The following is a 16,821-nucleotide window of genomic DNA, read 5'->3' on the forward strand; positions in this document are numbered from 1 at the left end:
GCAAGAGTTATCGTGCAAGCCTCAGGTATTACGATCGGCCAGCTCTTCCAGTAAGGTCGCCGAAGGGGCAAAGAACAGGCTACCGGTAACCGCACGGCTGAAATCCAGCAGGCGATCGTAATTGCCGGCCGGTCGACCAATGAACATGTTTTCCAGCATTTGTTCGATCGGCTGGGGAGTCCGCGCGTAGCCAATAAAGTAGGTGCCAAACTCGCCCATGCCGGGTTTACCAAACGGCATGTTGTCGCGCAGGATTTTGACTTCATCACCATGCTCATCCACCAGCGTCGTCAATGAACTGTGGGATGACGAAGGTTTGACGTCCTCATCCAGCTCAATATTGGATTGCTTGTGGCGGCCAATAATGCCCTCTTGCGTTTCAACGGGCAGCGAGTTCCAGCCTTTCATATCATGCAGATATTTCTGCACCAGCACGTAACTGCCGCCAGAAAACGAGGCATCTTCATCACCAATCACCGTGTAGTTGACCGCGTCATTTCCCTCCGGGTTTTCGGTGCCGTCGACAAAGCCAATCATCGCCCGCTGGTCGAAGTAACGGAAGCCGTGTACTTCCTCAATCACCGTCACGGCGTCGCCGAGTTTGTTCATTAACTGGGTAGCCAGCTCGAAGCACAGATCCATCTCGTCGGCGCGGATATGCAACAGGATATCACCAGGGGTTGATACCGCTACGCGGTCGCCGGAGCCTATTGCCCCAAAGGGATGAAGTTGTGATGGGCGGGGTTGGCCGAACAACCGATCCCAGGCCGCCGAGCCAAACGCACAGACGCAGGACAAGTTTCCTGCCGGGGCTCTTTTGCCGACGGAACGGATCACGCCGCTGATATCGGCGCACCAGCCACGCACCGTTGCGAGCTGCGCAGGGTCGGGCGACAAGGTAGCAACCAGGAAAATAGCGTGGCGCGTAACAGGGCTGGAAACAGCCTGAGGTTGGGGGGAATTGATAGTCATAGCATCCAGTGCCGGAGTGAGTCAGAGCTTAAAACTAATCTATTTTAGGGGTTACGCCAACTGATTAACCCCAGTTGGCGTAGGGCATCGTTAAATGCTCAGAGTGTACAGATGGGTCATCATTAACTTTCTGCTGTCAGGGCGTTTAATTCCTTCAGTAAACCGAAGGCCAGTTTCATATGGTCTTCGCTAACAATAAACGCGCGCAGCTGCTGTTGCTGATCAAAACCTTTGGCAACCATGCCCTGTTGTTCGGCGACAATGTTCCAGCTCAAATCCTGCCGATGGGTTTCCCCCGCCAGGTGCAGCGGCAGGCTGGGGGTTTTCACCTTGACCAGCATGGCAGGCAGTTGCACGCCTTCCTCAGCGCCCAGCAGGTTTTTCGCCAGGGCCATGGCGCTGAACTGTATCGGCTGGAGGAACGGCAGCAGTTGACCATCAATCTCTGCGCAATCGCCGAGGGCATACACATCGATCTGCGAGGTCTGTAGGCGGTTACTCACCTGGATGCCGCGATTAACCTGCAGATTGGCCTGACGCGCCAACCCAACGTTCGGACGCAGTCCGACCGACGCGATGGCGGCGTCAACGCACAGTTGACGTCCATTATCCAGCGTTGCCTGTATGGCGTCGTCTTGCTGTGTCAGTGCGCTCAGTTGCTGGTTGAGCAGCAACTCGACGCCCATCTGTTGCAGGCAATGCTGCAGGCGACTGCTGGCTTCAATCGGCATCAATGCCGACAGCAGGCTGCCGGATCTGTCCACCAGAGTGACCTGTTTACCGGCCCGGCACATGTCCATCGCCAGTTCACAACCGATCAGGCCGCCCCCCAGGATCAGTACCCGCTGTGCCTGAAGCAGTGTCAATTCGCCGTCGCGATATTCCTGTTGGCTGTTGAGCGTCAGCATCAGTTCATGACCGGTCACCGGCGGTACAATTGCTGAAGCGCCGACTGCCAGAACCAGTTTGTCGTACTGCCAGCTTTGCCCGCCGCTGCACACCCTTTTATGCTGGGTATCAATCTCTGTAATCCGCGTATTGGGGTGTAACGTCAGTTGGAACTGTTCGGCAAAGCTGCCGGAGGTTTGCCGCGTTAAGGCATCTGCGGTTTGATTCTGGCTGATCACATGGCTCAGCTCAGGTTTGTTATATTCGTCGCAGCTGTCGGCAGCAATCAGGCGGATCGGAACCTCGCTATTGAGCCTGCGCAGATTTTTTACCAGCTGTCGGGCGGCAAAGCCGGAGCCAATGATCAGAATGCCAGGGTTCATTTTGCCTCCGAAGCGAGAGGGTCGAACACATCTTTGCCCATGGAGCATTCCGGGCACAGGAAGTCATCCGGTACGTCCTGCCAGCGGGTTCCGGGAGCCACATCTTGCATAGGTTCGCCCAACTTTGGATCGTAGATCCACAGGCAGACGCTGCATTGCATACGCGGCCCGAGATCGGCATCGGCGTCAACATTGGTATCGACATTGGCGCAGGATACTTCAGCCTGTGGCTGTGGCTGTGGCTGTGGCTGTGTGACAACAGTTGCAACCGCAGGAGCAGGAGCTGACGTCGTCAAAGGCAAGGAGGTTAAGGCCCATTGACGAGCAATATCCCGGCCATGTTGACGACAGATTGCCAGCATATCGCTATCGGGACGCCATTTGGCTTTCAATGCCAGCGTGGTTTCAAAACCACAGTCCATCAAACGGGTTTGAATACGGTCTACCGCGCCGCCGTTCCAGCCGTAGCTGCCGAAGGCCGAGGCTTTCTTATTGCGAAAACGCAGCCCGGTGATCTCTTCCAACAGCCCGGCAACTTTTGGCATCATCACATTATTCATGGTCGACGAGCCCACCAATACGCCTTTGGAACGGAACACGTTAGTCAGGATTTCGTTCTTGTCATGACGCGCCACGTTAAAAATCTTCACCGCCACGCGGGGATCGACCTCGGTGATGCCCTGTGCAATAGCGTCCGCCATCATGCGGGTGTTGTTGGACATGGTGTCGTAAAAAATGGTGATGCGATCTTCCTGATAATCCGCCGCCCACTCTAAATAGCGCTGCACAATTTGCGTCGGATTATCGCGCCATACCACGCCGTGTGAGGTGGCGATCATGTCTACCGGCAGGTTGAAACCGAGGATCTCGTTGATTTTTGGTGTCACCAGTCGGCTAAATGGGGTCAGGATATTGGCGTAGTAACGCTGACATTGTTCAAACAACTCATTCTGATCAACCTCATCATTAAACAGATGCTCATCGCAGTAATGTTGGCCAAAGGCGTCATTACTGAACAGCACGGCATCGCCAGTCATGTAGGTCATCATGCTGTCCGGCCAGTGCAGCATCGGCGTTTCAACGAAGATCAGCTGTTTGCCATTGCCGATATCCAGGCTGTCACCGGTGTGAACAACGTGGAAGTTCCACTCTGGGTGATGATGGTGACCGTTGATTGAATCAATGCCATTTTCGGTACAGTAGATAGGCGTTCCCGGGATCTGCGCCATCAGTTCGGTCAGCGCCCCGGCGTGATCTTCTTCTGCGTGATTGATGATGATGTAGTCCAGCGTTTTAAGATCAATTTCCGCTGACAGATTTTGTACAAATTCACGGCTAAACTTATGGTCCACCGTGTCGATCAACACGGTTTTCTCTTCACGGATCAGATAGCTGTTATAGCTGCTGCCCTTTAAGGTTTTGTATTCTGTCCCATGAAAATTACGCACTTCCCAGTCACGTTGACCGACCCATTGGATATTGTTTTTTACCTGAATTGCCATGCTCATTACCTTATTGTCGTTTACTGGGTTTCGATACTTGTAATGAGCAAACGGCGTGCCAGTTTTTATATTATTGTTTTCTAAGTGATAATTATTTATTGATGTCATTCTGACATGGGCGTAACATTGTCCATATGACAATCAAGTGTCGGAATGACAACCATGACGCTCTCCATACAATCCCTCGCCGCCATCGCTATCGAGTTGCAAAGCGGCCTGACGCAAGGCGACCGTTTTCAACGCCTGATCAACAGCCTGCGCCGCTTGCTGCGCTGCGATGCTTCGGCTTTACTGCGCTTTGAAGGACAACAGTTTCGTCCCCTGGCCATTGACGGTTTGGCTCAGGACGTTCTGGGACGGCGCTTCGCGCTGGATGCCCATCCCCGTCTGGAGGCGATTGCCCGCGCCGGTGACGTGGTGCGTTTCCCCGCGGACAGCGATTTACCGGATCCCTACGATGGTCTGATCCCTGGCCATGACCAACTTAAGGTTCATGCCTGTATTGGACTGCCCCTGTTTGCCGAACAGGATTTAATCGGTGCGCTGACTTTTGACAGTCTGGACCCACTGCAATTTGATCGTTTCAGCGATGAAGAGCTGCGGCTAATCAGTGCTTTGGCGGCGGGAGCGTTAACCACGGCGTTACTGGTCGAGGCATTAGAGGGGCAGGCACTGTCGCCGTTGGTATCCCCGGGGGGCAGTTCCCCAAGAGAAAATGATGAGATCATCGGGCTTTCGCCGGTTATGCAGCAACTCAAGCAAGAAATCAGCATTGTGGCTGGCTCTGAGCTCAATGTATTGATCACCGGGGATACCGGCGTCGGTAAAGAGTTGGTGGTGCGGGCGATTCATCAGGGCTCGGCGCGTGCTGCCAACCCGCTGGTCTACCTTAACTGTGCCGCTCTGCCGGAGAGCGTGGCGGAAAGCGAGCTGTTCGGTCACGTCAAAGGCGCATTTACCGGAGCCATTCAGCATCGTGCCGGCAAATTTGAAATGGCGGACAATGGCACTCTGTTCCTCGATGAGATTGGCGAGCTGTCGCTATCGTTACAGGCCAAGCTGTTGCGGGTGATCCAATACGGCGATCTCCAGCGGGTGGGGGATGATCGGGTCAAGCGTGTTAATGTGCGTATTTTAGCGGCCACCAATCGCAACCTTAAACAGGCGGCGGTTGATGGGGTATTCCGACTGGATTTATACCATCGGTTGAGCGTGTTTCCGCTCTTTGTGCCGCCGTTGAGCGAGCGAGTCAGCGACATTGCCCTGCTGGCGGGCTACTTTTGCGAACGCTGCCGTATCAAACTGGGTTTGATGCAGTTAATGCTCTCCGCAGAGGCATTATTTGTGCTTGAGCACTATCCGTGGCCAGGGAATATTCGCGAACTGGAACACGCGATCTATCGCGCGGCGATTTTAGCCCGTGCGGAGCAAAACAGTAGCGAGCTGCAACTGTTACCGGCGCATTTCAGTATAAAATCAGGATCTTTGCCGATCGGGATCAGCGATGAGGCACTGCCAGAGACGGCTATTGAGGCGGACCTCGCGACGATGACGCAACATTTCCAACGCAGCGTGATTCAGAAAACCTTGGCGCAATGCGAGATGAACTGGGCGGCTACCGCGCGTAAATTGAACCTGGACAGCGGCAATCTTCACCGCTTGGCTAAACGGTTGAATATTAAGTAATCGTACGCAGGCCATGCGGCCAGAATAAAGCTAATCAACACCAGCATAGGCACCTGATGGAAAAGTGAAAATGCAGGCGTATCTATTAAAGTCGACACTGCCTGGCATATTATATTTATTGTTTATTTTTTTTGAAAAAATCAAATATTTTCAAAAAAAATGAAATAAAAAAATAGAAGGTAGCAATAGTGATAACCGGCTGTGATAAGCCTGTCGGTGCGGCGAAACCAGAGTCAGGATTAAGCACTCCAGCACCACTAAGAAAAGGCGAGCTGCAAATTATAGCTAAAAAAACAAGTGCCGGCCTAATTATTTTTTCCATGTATAACGCCACTCTAATATAATGAATGACGGTAGGGGTAAACTACCGTCTATGATTTTATGCTAAATGCGACACGAACCACCAATTGAACCATTACAGTTAGAGCTTTTATTTCCTGCACTGCTGTTGTTATCGCCATTAGAACCTTTGTTATTGAAGCACCCGCCAGCGATTGCGCCGCCAACAAGGCCCAGACCCAAACCGAGTAACCCGCCGGCGGAGCCAGCAAGCATGCCGCCGATAATACCATTATTGCAATTTTTCACATCCTGACTTTGTTTGTTGTAATAATTTCCGCCATCACGTCGCCCACCGGATGTGTTGTTGCTGTTTCTATTCCTTCCGCCATTATCTACACGGTCGCCGCCATTATTACCACGGCCGCCGGCGATTGAGTCTAACAAAGCTATATCAATTGTTTTCATCATCAACTCCATTTGAATGTATAATTTATTGTTATATTCATCTTTGAATGGGACGGTTAATTTTTAACTCACAACTATTTTTATATCAAGAGTTATTTCACTCGGATGACGAGAAAATTAAATTAATTAGTGATTGCATTAAATTGTATAATTAAATGGTTTTATTAAACATGGTCGATATTAATATTATATTTAAATCCGAGCGGCATCGCCGCCCGGGGGATGATCAGCCAGCTAAATCAAATGGATCATCAATGGATTTTGCTGGCGGGGTAAACCAGCGCGCGCCGTTTTCAGTGACATAAAAATGGTCTTCAAGGCGGATACCAAACTCGCCCGGCAGACACAACATAGGTTCGATGCTGGCGCACATACCAACATCGAGCTGTTGCTGCTGTTTGCGGATCAGATACGGCGCTTCATGAATATCCAGCCCGATACCGTGCCCGGTGCGATGTGGCAGGCCCGGTAACTGATAGTCCGGCCCGAAGCCATGAGCAACCAGCACATCGCGCGCCGCGTCATCCACTTTATGGCAGGGCACACCCGGTGCGATAACGGCAAAGGCAGCCGCCTGTGCGTCATGTTCCGCCTGCCAGGCGAAGCGTTGCCGTTGGTTGGGTTCGCCATACACATAGGTACGGGTGATATCGGACAGATAACCCTTGTAGCGGCAACCGGTATCCAGCAGCACGATATCGTTGTTTTGCAGCGGCTTGGGCTGCTTCACACCATGCGGAAACGCGCTGTCGGAGCCGAATAGTGCAATACAAAAATAAGAGCCGCTGGTGCCCATTTTGCGGTGGGCTTTATCGACGAAGTCAATCAATTGGTCGGCGGTGATCCCAGGGTGCAAGATGCTGGCCGCAGCCTGTTGTACCCGCAAGGTGATGTTATTGGCGGTTTGCATCAGCGCGATTTCCGTCGCCGATTTTCGGCTGCGGCAGCCGCCGGTGATGGGCAGGGCACTGACCAGTGTATTGTCCCCGGCATATTGCTGCAGACCGAGGAACAGCGTAACCGAAGCGGTTTCGCAAATCGCCACTTTGTGCTGGCGGTCTGCGCCTGTCAGCCCGCGAGAAGCCAGCACGCTGAAGAACAGTCGATAGGGATCTTCTTCCTCATGCCAGCTAAAGATTTCGGCCTCAATCACCTGTGAATCTTTGAAGGTGCCGATCTCGAACCAGGGGGCGATATAGGCAATTTCACCTTCGGCCGGGATCACTGCGCCGACCATACGTTCGCTCGGTGACCACTGTGTGCCGGTAAAATACAGCAGGTTGCTGCCGGCATTGACATAGCAGGCGTCAATGCCGTTTTCGCGCATCAGGCGCTGTGCGTGTTGAATACGTTGCCGGTACTCTCCGGCGGCGATTGCAGGCGGATTATCCGTTAACGGTCGCAGTTGTTCCAGGGCCTGTTGCGCCGTGCAACCGCCAATGCCTGTAGCCATGTTTTTCTCCTCGCGTAATATTCAATGCAGGGTCAATGTCCCAGCGCGCTAAACCTTCATCATAAATAAACCGCAGCAACAATACTTGGCTCCAATAGATAACAAACATGTCGATTACAGCACAGTTTTGCCTGCGGCAATGTTCGGCCCTCGTTTTACCCGGCGGATTCTGCTGCAAAAGGCGCTACGGACGAACCAAAAATTACATTTACCCCTTAATCTATCCGTAACTGATTCTATTTACTTGATAATGCAATAACGCATTGATGTGATGCAAAAACGCTCTTGTAAATAGTGATTAGCGTTGCTAATCGTTAATGCCCATCGTATTAGATAAATTTATAGGAATTTCTTAATTTTACAAAGTGGTGAATGAATCATTGTTTATTACGATAATTTCAATGCTAACAATGCAGGGGTATCTAAATTTTAAACGGAGGGTTTGAATTTATGGGCGTGTCATTACACCCTCGCGTAGTCACGCATAAATAAAATTTGAGATTATTTTATCTATTGCGAAAACCTAACCTGATAAGTGAATGGATATATTGTTGTTGATATATTCAGTTGCTTGGGTATAAGCGATTTTATTATTGAGAGTACTTTATGGAAACAAATGCCGTTGAGTCTAAATTCAGTTTTGGTTCCTATACCCGATTACTGTCTGGTCCTGGGCATACCGCGCTTTCGCTGTTTGGTCTATTAGTTCGCTTTCCGGTGGCGATGCGTTCTATTAGTTGCATTATGTTGTTATCTGCTACCACCAATTCATTGTGGATCGCAGGGACCGTGGCCGGAACATTAATGATTACCCAGGCTTTGGCCAGCCCGATACTCGGGGGATTTGCCGACCGATTCAGCCAACGAAAAGTGCTTATTGTTACCTGTTGCTGTCACGTTATGGCCATAGCGTTACTGATTGTCTTAGTGTTTCTTAATGCCCACTTATGGGTAATCATGGCCGCCGCTATAGGTATCGGCTGCTCGTCGGTGCCGGTAGATGGCTTTATTCGCACTCGTTGGGCGGCAATGGTCACCGATGAGGCTCTGCGAACCGCTTATGCTTTAGAAACCGTACTCGATGAGATTATTTTCTTATTAGGGCCGCTGGTGGCCATTGTTCTGGCCACGGTATTACACCCCGCAGCGGGGTTGGTTTTATGCGCCGTATTCACCTTCAGCGGTTCGATGGCGCTGGTGCTGCATCGACGTTCAGAGCCGGTTATTGTGCAAAGGGTCGATGAAAAAAACCGCAGAGCCATTAGCATGGCCTGGGTTCGTAGCCTGATGATCTCCTATGCGGCGGTAGGGATATTTCTTGGCTCGATCGATGTGATGATGATCGCCTTTGCCAAAGAGTCAGGCAATCCCACTCTGGCTGGCGTGTTGTTGTCTATTTGTGCCGCGGGCAGCCTGGTGGGTGGGCTCTGCTATGGCGCCATGAACTGGTCTATACCGCAGCCACGACTGCTGTTGCTCACCTCCGCCACGCTGTGCGCCGGCACTGTTCCCCTGGTGTTCACCAGTTCCCCAATCGTCATGGGTTTCTCCGCTTTTATTGCCGGTTTATCGGTGGCGCCGTTATTAATCACCTGCAGTAACCTGCTGGAATCGTTAACGCCCAAAGGCTGCCTATCAGAGGGCTTCTCCTGGCTTTCCAGTGCGGGTTGGTTGGGGTTTTCCCTGGGGGTATCGGTCGGCGGGCAACTTTCAGATCAAACCGGGGCTGCTCAGGTCGCCTGGATCACTTTGGCCGCTGGCATGCTCGCCTTATTAGCCAGTTTGTTCAGCCAGTCACTACTCAGTAAGAAATCAATACCCAGCCCGATTTAAGCGGGTTCTCTCACTATTATTACCGAGACAGGAAAACGGCCATCGTGAATCAGTTAACCACGGGTATTCCCGTTCCACGTATTACCTTTAATGAATTTGTTGCACTGGGGGTTGAAGCTATTTTCCGGGCCGACGTTCCTGTGATTATTACCGATCTACCGCTTGATACCAGCCGTAGCGCTAATGACCTTATTGCTCAACGGTTAGGTGATGACAATGTCACCTTGTTCCGGGAAGCCAGTAATAAGGAGAATGCCGAACGATGGCAGACGATGAAAATTCAACTGCGTGGCTTTCTGGAAAATAAAGAATACCAGCAAGACAACAGCACCTGGTATCGCGTGGTTTCCAATATCATGCACCGACCCGAGGATATCAATACTGTTCTCGGCTTCGATGCGTTTTCTCTGTTGGCCTCTCGCCGTGGCTTGAACGCGGCCAATTTATGGATCAGTTACCACGGCGTATTTACCCAAAGCCACTTCGATGAACTTGAGAACTTTAATATCGCTCTGCAGGGCAGAAAACGATTCATTCTTTTCCCGCCCGGCCGACGAGATTACTACCCGCGCTCAATCCTGAAGGGGTTTGGCGACAAATCGCAGGCCTTCGATTTTAACAATATTGACCCGCAGCGTTTTCCACGGCTGGCAGCAAAAATTCCGCAGCGTCGTGACTTTATTTTAGAACCCGGTGAAATGCTGTATCTGCCGCTGGGCTGGTGGCACCAGGCCGAGTCGTTAGACGACCTGAATATCAACGTTAATTTTTGGCTGTGGGATCTGAAAATCCTGCGCAGGCCTTATGTTTTGTATTCCGCGCTCTACACGGCCGCCTACCGTAAGTTTAAAGGTATTTATAACTATCAACCCGAACCTGCCAAGAAGGAAGGAATTTGATGACCAGCCGTAAGAAGATCACGCCAACCAACCAATATCGCAACAACGACAAAGCTATCGGCATTGGTAATCCGTTTTGGGATATGTCAGAGCAGAACGGACTCGCAGGGCTCGTCGCCGGACTTGAAAACGATCTCCTGTCCACCCCGAGTGGTCATCAATTTGTCAATTTTAGCTGCTGCTCTTACCTGAACCTGGACTCCCATCCCAAGGTAGTAGAAGGGGCTATCGACGCGGTACGCCGCTATGGCGTGCTGGATCACTGTATTGCCCGCAGCCGGGTTCAACTGCCGGTACTGAAGGAGTTGGAGGAGTCGCTTGGCGAACTGTTCCAGGCCGATGTTCTCAGTGGCGTGTCGGCGAGCAGCATTAGCGGCGGGCTGCTGCCGCTGATCGCCTCCGGGCATTTGGGGAACGGTGTTCGCCCGTTAATGATCTTCGATAAGCATGCACATGTGTCGTTGGCCGCAGCAAAACCCGCTTGTGCCGATGAAACCGAGGTCGTCACCTGCAATTACCACGATCTGGAGTTCATCAAGGACTGCTGTAAGAAATATGAACGGGTCTGCTACGTGGTTGACGGCAGCGATAGCCTGGGCGGCTATGCGCCGGTCAAAGAGTTGGCCGAACTGCAGGACAAGTACGGCCTGATGGTGTTTTACGATGATTCACATTCTATTTCCGCCTATGGCGAACGCGGGATCGGCTATGTTCGCTCGCACAGCCCGGCACTGAATGAGAACACCGTTATGGTGGTCACCCTTAACAAGGCTTTCGGCACCAGCGGTGCGGCCATACTGCTCAATGGTTATTCGCAGCCCATGCTGCGTCTGGTAGAACGCTTCGGGGGTGGGCTCAACTATTCACAAAATTTGAATACGGCGGCTATCGGTGCCAGCCTGGCCTCAGCCGATATTCACCGCACGGCCGAATTGCCGATGTTGCAGAAAAAGCTGTACGACAACATTGCCCTGTTCGACTCACTGGTTCCGACAGAGCAGAGCGGCAACAGTTACCCGATCCGCCTGGTGCCGATGAGCGATGAAACGGTGATCAGCGAAGGTCGCAAGGTGATAGAGGCTGGTTTTTATGTCTCGCCGGTATTCTTCCCGATCGTTGCAAAAGGCACCGCAGGCCTGCGGGTGATGATGCGTGCCGGGCAAACAGAAGATCAAATTCGCCGTTTGTGCAAGATACTCGCTGAAGTAAGGGCACCTCAATGACGGATATCACACGCGCTATTCCACGCAGCATTCTGTATACCCCGGCCTTATCACTCAACCGGGTAGTCAAGGCGCTGTCTTATGACGCCGATGTCCATCTGATCGATTTGGAAGACTCGGTCCCCGGTCCATTGAAAGCGGAAGGGCGGATCATCTGCCGCACCGCCCTTGATAGTGCCCCTCCGTCGGCGAATATTGCTGTGCGAATTAACGCGCTGGGTACGATTGATGCTTTGCATGATTTGGTGATGCTTTGCACCGGCGTCGCCACGCCCGGTTTTATCGTTATGTCGATGGTCAGGTCGCCTGCCGAGGTGATTTTTCTGCGTGAGACTTTTGCCTCAGCGGGCAAGTATCCGGAAATTTACCTGACGATAGAGACGGTTGAAGCCATTACCGATCTGGATGACGTCGCAGCCGTAGCTGATGGCCTGGTTTTTGGCTCTGCGGATTTAGCAGCCACGCTCGGCGTGCCAATCACCTGGTCCGGGATGCTGGCGGCGCGGCAGACGATGGTTTTGGCCAGTGCCAGACACGGTATTGGCTGTATTGATACCGCCAATTACCGGCTTTCCGAGCCGGAGGTGCTGGCCAGCGAAATTCAGAACATCAGGGATCTGGGTTTCCACGGTAAAGCTACCGTCCATCCCAGCGAGCTGGAGCCGATCAATTCAGCATTGCGACCCAATGAGGGTGCGCTATTGGCCGCTTCCCGCATCACCGACGCGGTCAAGGCCGCCGCCGGAGGCATTGCCTTACTGGACGGGCATATGGTGGGGCCACCTTTTGCACGTATGGCCCACACCACGTTGCAACTTGGCAAAGCCTGGGCTGAACGTTTCAACCGGGGGAACTCATGACTCTCTCTGTTGCCGTCATCGGGACCGGAGCCATCGGCATGGATTTGGTCAATAAAATTCATCGTTCACCCTGGCTGCATTGTGGGCTGCTGGCGGGGCGTAACAAGGATTCCGCCGGTCTTGAAATCGCGGCCAGGCTGGGCTGCCCGACCAGTGCCGGAGGGATTGACGCTATTCTGGCCGCATCCAAGCCGTTCGATGTGGTGTTCGACGCCACTAATGCGATGTCGCACGTCAGGCACTGGGCGCTGTTACGCCCGCTGGGTAGCTTGCTGATCGACTTGACCCCCAGCCACCTGGGCAAAATGATAGTCCCTACGGTGACCGGCACTGAAGCCCTGACCGATCGCAATGTCAGTTTAATCAGTTGCGGTGGGCAGGCGTCGATCCCCATCCTGCATGCCCTGAGTCGGCATTTTCAAATTAACGACATCGAGGTGGTGGCGACCGTAGCCAGCAATATTTTGGGGCGAGCTACGCGTATCAACATCGATGAATACGTAGAAACTACGCAGATTGCACTCAGCGCTTTCACTGGTGTGGCAAGTACCAAGGCGATCCTCAATATCAGCCCGGCAGCGCCTCCCGCCATGTTCAGGGTGACTATTTTTGCCGATATCCCAGGGGCGACGATCGAACAGATAACTCCGGTGGTCAGCGCGGCGGCGGCGGCGGTGCGGGAATTTTCGGCGGGTTACAGGTTGACGGCGCTCAAGGTCACCGAAGGGCGAGTGTCTGTCTCTCTGGAGGTGACGGCCAGCAGCAAGGTGATGCCTGAATACGCGGGTAATCTGGACCTGATTAATTCCGCTGCCATTCTGGTTGCCGAACAGTATGCGCACTCTCGAAATAAAGCGGAGGCGGCCAATGACTATTCTCATTAACGACTCAACCCTGCGCGATGGTCAGCATGCAGTAAAACACCAACTCACGGCCGCACAACTGCGAGACTACGCCACCGCGGCAGACAAAACCGGCGTGGCGATTGTTGAAGTCGGCCACGGTAACGGGCTGGGGGCTTCCTCGTATCAGGTGGGCCGCGCGGCATTGAGTGACGAAGCCATGCTGACTACGGTGCGAGAGTCTTTGCAAAACAGCAAGATGGGGGTGTTTATGTTGCCCGGCTGGGGCACCATCGCTGACTTGTCCAAAGCTCTGGCCTGTGGCACCGATGTCGTGCGCATTGGTACCCATTGCACCGAGGCTACGCTGGCTGAACGCCATTTGGGCTGGCTGCGTGAACAGGGCGCGGAGGCTCATGCGGTGCTGATGATGAGCCATATGGCCACCCCGGCCGAGTTAGCCGAACAGGCTGAGTTATTGGTGGGCTATGGGGCCCAGGCGGTCGGCATCATGGATTCGGCCGGCAGTCTTTTGCCGCAGGATGTCACTGCACGTATTGCTGCGATGCGCATGCAGGTAGAGGTGCCGCTGATTTTCCACGCGCATAACAATTTGGGTATGGCGGTGGCGAACTCGGTGGCGGCCGCTCAGGCAGGAGCCAGCATTATTGATGGCTGTGCTCGTGGGTTTGGTGCGGGGGCGGGCAATACCCAACTGGAAGTGCTGATCCCGGTATTGGAGCGCCTGGGGTATAACACCGGCATCGATCTCTATCATTTTCTGGATGCCGCCGATCTTGCCGCTCGGGAGTTAATGGTGGTTCCGCCGATGATTGACTCTCTGGGCATCGTCAGTGGGCTGGCCGGCGTATTTTCCGGTTTCAAAAACCCGGTATTGAACCATGCAGGCAGTGCCGGGGTGGATGCGCGCGACGTGTTCTTCGAACTGGGAAGACGACAAATTATTGCCGGGCAAGAAGACCTGATCGTTGAGGTTGTTGCCGAGTTGAAGAGGGCGGCCTCATGACAATGCAAATCATTGACGCCGCCGAAATGGTGGGTGAGGACCGACTTCGGCAGGTGATGGCAACCCTGAGTGAAGTATTCCAGGACTTACGCAGCGGTAAAGAACAATCCCCGCCGCGGACCTTACTGGATCATGGCCATTCAGATATGCTGGTCAGCCCGGCCAGTTGGCTGAAACGCGGTATCGCCAGTGTCAAAATTACCACCCTTACGCCGGGGAACGCCGAACACGGCCTTCCGCTGATCCACGGGGTGGTGGTGCTAACCGACATCAATACCGGTCAGATGCTGGCATTACTTGATGGCGCAAGTTTAACCGCCGTACGAACCGGTGCGGTTGCCGGCTTGGCGACCCAGCGGTGTGCCAATGCAAATGCCGGGGATCTGGCTATTTTGGGCGCAGGAGTGCAGGCCCGGGCCGTGCTGTTGGCGATGCTTGCCGTCCGCCCGATCCGCAGGGTGCGGATCTTTTCCCGCACGCCGACCAGAACCGAAGAATTTGCACGCTGGGCACGCTCGGTGACGCAGGCCAGAGTCACTCTGTGTAATAGCGCATTCGAGGCGGTGCAGGGGGCTGAAATTATTTGTACTACCACATCCACCAGCGCTTGTGAGCCGCTGATCGAGGCCGATTGGGTTGCGCCGGGGGCGCATCTGAACATTATTGGCGGGACCCACGAAGAGGCTATAGAGGTTGAGCCCACCCTGCTGAAAACGGCGTTTGTGGTGGTGGAAACCGCCGCTGTCGCTCAGGAAGAGGCAGGAGAAGTGCGCACCGCTCTCACGCAGGGCTATATTCAGCCGGAAGATCTTAATGAACTCGGCGCTGTCATTCTTGGTGAGTCTGCGGCCGATGAAGGGCAAACAACGTTGTTTCGCAGCGTGGGACTGGCGATTGAAGACACGGCCGCGGCGATTGCACTGTATCCATCCAGGGAGAAAAGGTCATGCTAAGACGAGTTGGCGAAAACGAGTATGTTGAAGAACACGGTGGGGATTACGAGGACTTCGAGCCGGGAATGACTATCAAACACTGGCCGGGGCGCACGCTATCCGAGGCTGACAACACCTGGCTAACCTTGCTGACGATGAACCAACATCCCTTGCATTTCGATCAGGCCTATGGCGCCCAGGTTGAATATGGCCGCGTATTGGTGAACAGCAGCATTACCCTGGCGCTGGTCAGTGGAATGACCGTACAAGCCCTGTCGGCCAGGGCCGTCGCTAATCTGGGGTGGGAAAAAGTGCGTTTGAAAGATCCGCTTTTTGTCGGTGACACGCTCTATGCCACCAGTAAAATTCTGGCAAAACGCCCTTCAAAATCCCAACCGAATAAAGGCATTATCACGGTAGAAACCCTGGGCATCAAATCCACGGGCGAAACGGTGATCACCTTTGAAAGATCCTTTATGGTTCTGCGCCGGGAGTCTATTGCCGCCCAATCTTCATCTGCGCGGGATTAGACAGGGCGACCCATCCCCGTTGAGCACCGCAGCGGGGATGAGCAGAAAAAACCATTGAAATGAAGGTGCTGCCACCCAGCCTGAGATCTGCGTGGCAACTCTGATTGATAGTCCCTCAGGCTTGGGGGTTCTGTACTATGTTTTCTGTTTGCAGCACGCTACACACCGCTTCCGGTCGTGGGCGCAGCGGAGAGAACAGATGAACAAACGGGAATTAGAAAGCGCGATTGTCACCGATTTTTCCAAACGCATGAGCTACGGTGACTACCTGTGCCTGGATCAACTGCTGGACTGCCAACATCCGTTGTCGAATCCACAGCATCATGATGAGATGCTGTTTGTGGTGCAGCACCAGACCTCTGAACTGTGGATGAAATTAATGCTGCACGAGCTGCAGGCGGCGCGGACGCTGGTACAGCAGGACAAACTCAGCCACTGCTTCAAAATCCTGGCCCGGGTCAAACAGATCCAGCGGTTGCTGTTTGAGCAGTGGGCCGTATTGGAAACCCTGACACCGTCGGAGTACGTTGAATTCCGCGATGTGCTGGGCAATTCATCGGGTTTCCAATCCCATCAGTACCGCTCAATCGAATTTTTGCTGGGCAACAAGAATGCCGCCATGCTGGCGGTGTTCAGCAACGATGCGGAAAAACACGCTGCGCTGAAGGCGATCCTTGAAGCACCCAGCCTGTACGATGAATATTTGCTCTACCTGTCACGCCATGGTCTGCCTATTCCGCAAGAGTGTATCGAACGTGACTGGACGCAGCCTTACCAGCGTAACCCGAACCTGTTGCCGGCGTTTAAAGAGATCTACGACCACCCGCAAAAGTATTGGGAAGCCTATGAAATGGCCGAGAAGCTGGTGGATATAGAAGAGAGTTTCCATCTGTGGCGTTTCCGCCATATGAAGACGGTGGAGCGGATTATCGGTTTTAAAACCGGTACTGGCGGCTCCAGCGGCGTCAGTTTTCTGAAAAAAGCGCTCGAGTTGACCTTCTTCCCGGAACTGCTGGATGTGCGCACCGAGATTGGTGCCTAAAC

At 53.3% G+C, this 16,821-nt stretch carries 16 protein-coding genes; 10 read left to right on the forward strand and 6 right to left on the reverse strand.

What is annotated here, in order from left to right:
- Positions 1–21: 21 nt before the first annotated feature.
- From OC597_RS07080 to norV, 3 genes are all read right to left on the reverse strand, one after another.
- Positions 22–972, reverse strand: a complete 951-nt coding sequence (locus tag OC597_RS07080; protein WP_262208183.1) for a Dyp-type peroxidase — start codon at positions 970–972, stop codon at positions 22–24.
- 122 nt (positions 973–1,094) lie between these two features.
- Positions 1,095–2,243: an NADH:flavorubredoxin reductase NorW gene (gene norW / locus OC597_RS07085; protein ID WP_262208185.1), complete on the reverse strand. Its 1,149-nt coding sequence runs from the start codon at positions 2,241–2,243 to the stop codon at positions 1,095–1,097.
- Complete coding sequence (norV, locus tag OC597_RS07090; protein WP_262208186.1) at positions 2,240–3,745, reverse strand: anaerobic nitric oxide reductase flavorubredoxin; 1,506 nt, start codon at positions 3,743–3,745, stop codon at positions 2,240–2,242. Before norV ends, norW begins: the two co-directional genes overlap by 4 nt.
- 162 nt (positions 3,746–3,907) lie before the next feature.
- On the opposite strand from norV, the gene norR reads away from it, so the two are divergent.
- Positions 3,908–5,431 (forward strand): nitric oxide reductase transcriptional regulator NorR, encoded by a 1,524-nt coding sequence (gene norR, locus OC597_RS07095; RefSeq protein ID WP_262208187.1) that lies wholly within the window; start codon positions 3,908–3,910, stop codon positions 5,429–5,431.
- 115 nt (positions 5,432–5,546) lie between these two features.
- On the opposite strand, the gene OC597_RS07100 is transcribed toward norR, so the two are convergent.
- The 3 genes from OC597_RS07100 to OC597_RS07110 form a co-directional block, all read right to left on the reverse strand.
- Positions 5,547–5,753 carry a hypothetical protein gene (locus OC597_RS07100; protein ID WP_261256228.1) on the reverse strand — a complete coding sequence of 69 codons (207 nt, stop codon included), beginning with the start codon at positions 5,751–5,753 and terminating at the stop codon, positions 5,547–5,549.
- A 62-nt stretch (positions 5,754–5,815) separates the two neighbouring features.
- Positions 5,816–6,178, reverse strand: coding sequence for a hypothetical protein (locus OC597_RS07105; protein WP_261256229.1), 363 nt, complete (start codon positions 6,176–6,178; stop codon positions 5,816–5,818).
- Positions 6,179–6,404: 226 nt separating this feature from the next.
- Positions 6,405–7,631, reverse strand: coding sequence for a M24 family metallopeptidase (locus OC597_RS07110; protein WP_262208189.1), 1,227 nt, complete (start codon positions 7,629–7,631; stop codon positions 6,405–6,407).
- A 606-nt stretch (positions 7,632–8,237) separates the two neighbouring features.
- On the opposite strand from OC597_RS07110, the gene OC597_RS07115 reads away from it, so the two are divergent.
- The 9 genes from OC597_RS07115 (at position 8,238) to kynA (ending at position 16,819) form a co-directional block, all read left to right on the forward strand.
- Positions 8,238–9,464 carry an MFS transporter gene (locus tag OC597_RS07115; protein ID WP_262208191.1) on the forward strand — a complete coding sequence of 409 codons (1,227 nt, stop codon included), beginning with the start codon at positions 8,238–8,240 and terminating at the stop codon, positions 9,462–9,464.
- A gap of 44 nt (positions 9,465–9,508) precedes the next feature.
- On the forward strand, positions 9,509–10,363 hold the full coding sequence (locus tag OC597_RS07120; RefSeq protein ID WP_262208192.1) for a cupin-like domain-containing protein: 855 nt from the start codon (positions 9,509–9,511) through the stop codon (positions 10,361–10,363).
- Entirely contained in the window at positions 10,363–11,586 is a 1,224-nt protein-coding gene (locus OC597_RS07125; protein WP_261424261.1) for an 8-amino-7-oxononanoate synthase family protein, read from the forward strand. The genes OC597_RS07120 and OC597_RS07125 overlap by 1 nt, the downstream gene beginning before the upstream one ends.
- Positions 11,583–12,446: an HpcH/HpaI aldolase/citrate lyase family protein gene (locus OC597_RS07130; protein ID WP_261256237.1), complete on the forward strand. Its 864-nt coding sequence runs from the start codon at positions 11,583–11,585 to the stop codon at positions 12,444–12,446. The genes OC597_RS07125 and OC597_RS07130 overlap by 4 nt, the downstream gene beginning before the upstream one ends.
- On the forward strand, positions 12,443–13,330 hold the full coding sequence (locus OC597_RS07135; RefSeq protein ID WP_261462832.1) for an acetaldehyde dehydrogenase (acetylating): 888 nt from the start codon (positions 12,443–12,445) through the stop codon (positions 13,328–13,330). The genes OC597_RS07130 and OC597_RS07135 overlap by 4 nt, the downstream gene beginning before the upstream one ends.
- Positions 13,314–14,315, forward strand: coding sequence for a 4-hydroxy-2-oxovalerate aldolase (gene dmpG / locus OC597_RS07140; protein WP_261256240.1), 1,002 nt, complete (start codon positions 13,314–13,316; stop codon positions 14,313–14,315). Before OC597_RS07135 ends, dmpG begins: the two co-directional genes overlap by 17 nt.
- A complete protein-coding gene (locus OC597_RS07145) occupies positions 14,312–15,268 on the forward strand; it encodes an ornithine cyclodeaminase family protein (RefSeq protein ID WP_262208194.1) in 957 nt (318 codons plus the stop codon). Before dmpG ends, OC597_RS07145 begins: the two co-directional genes overlap by 4 nt.
- Complete coding sequence (locus tag OC597_RS07150; RefSeq protein WP_261256243.1) at positions 15,262–15,777, forward strand: MaoC family dehydratase; 516 nt, start codon at positions 15,262–15,264, stop codon at positions 15,775–15,777. The genes OC597_RS07145 and OC597_RS07150 overlap by 7 nt, the downstream gene beginning before the upstream one ends.
- Positions 15,778–15,976: 199 nt before the next feature.
- A complete protein-coding gene (gene kynA / locus OC597_RS07155) occupies positions 15,977–16,819 on the forward strand; it encodes a tryptophan 2,3-dioxygenase (protein WP_261256244.1) in 843 nt (280 codons plus the stop codon).
- The last annotated feature ends 2 nt before the right edge of the window (positions 16,820–16,821 follow it).

Source organism: Serratia proteamaculans (genome assembly GCF_946227095.1).
GTDB lineage: Bacteria > Pseudomonadota > Gammaproteobacteria > Enterobacterales > Enterobacteriaceae > Serratia > Serratia proteamaculans_E.